At 24.6% G+C, this 4,069-nt stretch carries 6 protein-coding genes; all 6 read right to left on the reverse strand.

Translation table 11 applies throughout. From position 1 onward, the window contains the following. Positions 1 to 440: 440 nt before the first annotated feature. The 6 genes from ACWPW7_RS23255 to ACWPW7_RS23280 all read right to left on the reverse strand — a co-directional run bounded on the left by ACWPW7_RS23255 (position 441) and on the right by ACWPW7_RS23280 (position 3,843). On the reverse strand, positions 441 to 1,166 hold the full coding sequence (locus tag ACWPW7_RS23255; protein ID WP_454055629.1) for a class I SAM-dependent methyltransferase: 726 nt from the start codon (positions 1,164 to 1,166) through the stop codon (positions 441 to 443). Positions 1,167 to 1,427: 261 nt separating this feature from the next. Continuing rightward, entirely contained in the window at positions 1,428 to 1,703 is a 276-nt protein-coding gene (locus ACWPW7_RS23260; RefSeq protein ID WP_454055630.1) for a nitrilase-related carbon-nitrogen hydrolase, read from the reverse strand. Between the two features lie 29 nt (positions 1,704 to 1,732). Further along, on the reverse strand, positions 1,733 to 2,206 hold the full coding sequence (locus ACWPW7_RS23265; RefSeq protein ID WP_454055631.1) for a carbon-nitrogen hydrolase family protein: 474 nt from the start codon (positions 2,204 to 2,206) through the stop codon (positions 1,733 to 1,735). A 148-nt stretch (positions 2,207 to 2,354) separates the two neighbouring features. Continuing rightward, a complete protein-coding gene (locus tag ACWPW7_RS23270; protein ID WP_454055632.1) occupies positions 2,355 to 2,678 on the reverse strand; it encodes a YdcF family protein in 324 nt (107 codons plus the stop codon). Then, positions 2,600 to 2,965: a hypothetical protein gene (locus tag ACWPW7_RS23275; RefSeq protein ID WP_454053123.1), complete on the reverse strand. Its 366-nt coding sequence runs from the start codon at positions 2,963 to 2,965 to the stop codon at positions 2,600 to 2,602. The genes ACWPW7_RS23270 and ACWPW7_RS23275 overlap by 79 nt, the downstream gene beginning before the upstream one ends. A 341-nt stretch (positions 2,966 to 3,306) precedes the next feature. Next, entirely contained in the window at positions 3,307 to 3,843 is a 537-nt protein-coding gene (locus tag ACWPW7_RS23280; RefSeq protein WP_454053122.1) for a GNAT family N-acetyltransferase, read from the reverse strand. Between the last annotated feature and the right edge of the window lie 226 nt (positions 3,844 to 4,069).

A 4,069-nucleotide genomic window follows, 5' to 3' on the forward strand; every position in this document is an offset into this window, starting at 1 on the left:
CTAAAATTTAAAAAATATATTTGTTTTTTTAGTTATTGCCCTACTTTTAGTAACACATATAGATTCACTAACTAAACATACCTTAAATGCTTACGCTTCTAATTCGTCAGGATATAAATAATATGAATTTCTTATTAACTGATAAATATACTTTACTCTATATTTTTCTATAAATAATATTTTTATTTTATATAGTTAAAAATTCTAAAAAGGGTAAATACGGAAGTGTTATAATTTATTGTATTATATTTATTTAAGTTTAAATTATGTACTAAGATAAAATAAGCTTTATTATATGTATTTTGCTTTAAGTCATATTTAATGCTTTATAAATAAAGCAATTTAAAGGAACTCTTATTGAGTTCCTTTAAAAAATAATAGATTATCACTATTATTTAACTATCTTATTTTGATACTTTAATTAATTAGACATGTTATATTCAACTTAATTTTCTTAACAAGATGTGATTATAAAAAGATATATTTATATACTCATCTATTTCAGAAACTTTCATTTCAGCTTCAAACATTTTTTCTTGCCACATTGGATCATACTTAATTTCATTATTTTGCTGCAAAGCAAAAAACGTTCTAATTCCAAGAACCTTTTCAATATTAACGTCTAAATTACCTATCCACTCTCTAACATCATTTACATCATAATAATCCACTTGTCCAAAATTCATAACCTTAGCTGCTTCCCCATCAAGTAGAGATATTGCTTCATCCACATTGTTTTCAAAAACAATTTTTTGCATGATTCTTCCTACATGATTATGTTTTACTATAGATATTATCCGATTTGGTTTAAGAACCCGGCAGAATTCTCTAAATATTTCTTTTCGTTCTTTCGCATACTCAAAAACATTGTGGCATATTACAACATCAAAGGAATTATCATCTTGCTCTTTTAATTGTTCTATATTACCAATAATCTGTTCATAATCATTGTCACATATTCTCATATCTATCATATTAGCATCTGGTTCTATTGCTACTACATCGTTATTCTTTGCTAAATAATTTGCAGTAATTCCCAATCCACTTCCAAAATCGAGGACTTTACAATTAGTTACTTGTGATAGTTGTTCCCAAACCAATCTATAGTATAATACACTCCAAGGCTTCTTCATATTTTCTAAATATGTTTTTAAATCATTATTCATTCTACTTCTCCAATTATATAAATCATTTTTAATTGTAACATTTTACATTTATGCCATATTTAATTTTTTCATTCATAATATATTCCCTAGAAAGTACTGTTCTCCTTCTTATTTTAACAAAAATAGTAATTAATCTGCTGCTATAAGCTACTTATAAAATCAATATAAAGTGCGAAATATTTTAAATTACGCAATAAAAAATACTGTAAAATCCATTTCTGAATAATACAGTGTTTTAAAATAAAATATACTTTGTAATTATTATGTATTTGAAACTATTTTAACAATATCACTTCTACATTGGCTTAAGTACCAATTTGATATCTCATCAATATCTATAGTTTTTTTAATTATCTCCAAATCACTTGAAATCACTTCTTCAATTACTTGTCCCTTAGGAGAAATTAGCATAGTAGGACACTGTTGATTCTTACTAGCATTATTAGAACTAATTACAAATCTTTGATTTTCTGCTGCTCTACTTATTAAGTGACTTCTCCAAACTGAAAGATGATCTCCTGAAGTAGCATTTGTCAAATATACAAATACTTGAGCATTATTTAAAGCTAATGCTTTCCATTGCTCAGGATAACGTATCTCTCTCTACAAAGTTGTATTCCCAATTTTAAATGTTGATTATTAATTATTATATCAAAAACTGGTAATTCATCACCTGCTTTAAAAACATTTCTTTCATGAGTTGCTAAATTCACCTTTTCATATATGAAATCATCATTATTATATGAATAAAAAATTGCAGCATTGAACCAACTTGAATCTTGATATATACAAGAGCCAAAAATAATATGTACTTTTCTTGTTATAGCTTCACTTTTTAATTGATTCATTGCATAATTCAACGTTTGTAAATCGATATATTTAAGAAAAGAAATATCATCATCATAACCAGATAGTGCACCCTCTGGGAGAATAATTAAATCATCTTCATTTGCTTCATCCAATATCTGCTTTATCTTGTTTAAATTTTCTTTAATATTAAATGTTATTGGAAACTGTCCAATAATTATTGATACTTTCATTTTAATTCTCCAATATCTCTTACTTTATTTTTAAAATTTAATCAGAAAAAATTATATCACACTTTTAAATCTTTAAATAACATTATTTTTGTGTTTTAAATTCATATATTTTCATATATCCTTTAATTATATTGCTAAATAATTATAGCTATAAAATTTCCTTTAATTTCAAAATTTCATTATTAAATTGATTTCCACAGCGCTCTAATTCTCCTAATACACGTTTAATACCAATGTCTGTTTTGTACCAATTTTCCTTTGATATAAGAATATTACCTTGATAATATGGTATGGGATGAATATAAAATTTTGTATCTGGAAAAGCCAATTGATAACACATAAGTGAGCGTCGAGCATGAAAAGACTTACAACAAATAATAGCTTTTTTAATATCTAAATTATTTTCATCTGCAACCCTACGTGAAAATACTGCATTTTCTTTTGTGAATGATGATGTATCTTCCCATAAAATCGTTTTTTTGAAACACCATTTATCATTAAAACATCGGCTAAAAACTCACAATCTGTCTTATAGTCTTTGTTGTATATTTCTTTTCTTGATTTTACTCCATTAAATTTTCCTGTTTTAATACTCACTCCACCTGATGGCATTACAAGAGGTGCAAATCCTTGTTTCCACAATTCAGCAGAATACTCTCCTAATTCAGGATGTGAACCCCCTGGAATAAAAATAATATTTGCTTTTTCTATTTCATCTTGTAAAAATATAAAATCAGTAATGTCATCTATAATTTTCATTCTTATCTCACCTCTTAAATTCTATATTATAATTATTTTGTTATTATTATCAGTGACTTACTTTAAAGTATCTTTATATTAAAATTTTCCTACTTTTATAATGGAGAGTTAATTATATGGAAATTATACCATATTTTTAAGAATAAATGTTTTTAATACCTTATTATTCAATTTCTAAAGAATATTTCTATTAATTATTCCTCAATATATTTAATTCACTACGTAAAAAACCGTATTATTCAAATTTGAATAATACGGTTTTTTATAAACTACTCATTTTTTCAGTTGTTATGTTAAATATTAAAATTATGAATTAATTAATAACTATAAATCAATAGTATTTAATCATTATACTCTGAGTATTTCATAATTCTTTCTTTTAAAAATACGTTAAATTCATTGTATTCATCCTCAGATAGATTTCTATTAAAACTCATAATCTTTAATTTATGACCTTTATACTCTTTTCTGTAAGGTGGATGAATATGTTCAAATTCTTGCAGCTTAAATCCTAAGTTAGAATAAAATTCTAATCTTTTAATCGATATATCATCTACTGGTGGGTCTATTTCTAAAACCATAGTTTTATTATTCTCGCAAAAATCTTTTAAAATTCTAGAACCATAGTTTTTTCCTCGTAAGCTGGGCAATATTGCTAAGTGTTCAATGTATTTACAGTTATCTAAATCCCAATATAATAATATTCCAACTAATTTATTATTTTCACAAACAGCCGTGCAATTATATTTATCATCTTTTAAAACGTCCATTTGATCTTTTATAGTTCTTTGCTCAAATATAGGAAAACTCACTTTATATATATTCATTACATCATCAAAATAATTATTATCACTAGAATTTATTCTTACAAACTCCATTTCTATTTCCTCCTAAAGTTTTATATTAACTATAGATTATATCATATATTAAAATAATCTAAAATTCATTAGTTTGAGATTTATTACTGTTATAACTTAATTGTCCCAAATACACCCTTACTACGTAATATTTTGTAATCACCTTATGTTTAGTTTTCAAATAACATTGTTTGTATTTTAAAATTTTAATATGTAAGTTGTAATATAATCAAATTACAGCCTAATT

The organism is Clostridium sp. Marseille-Q7071 (genome assembly GCF_965112025.1).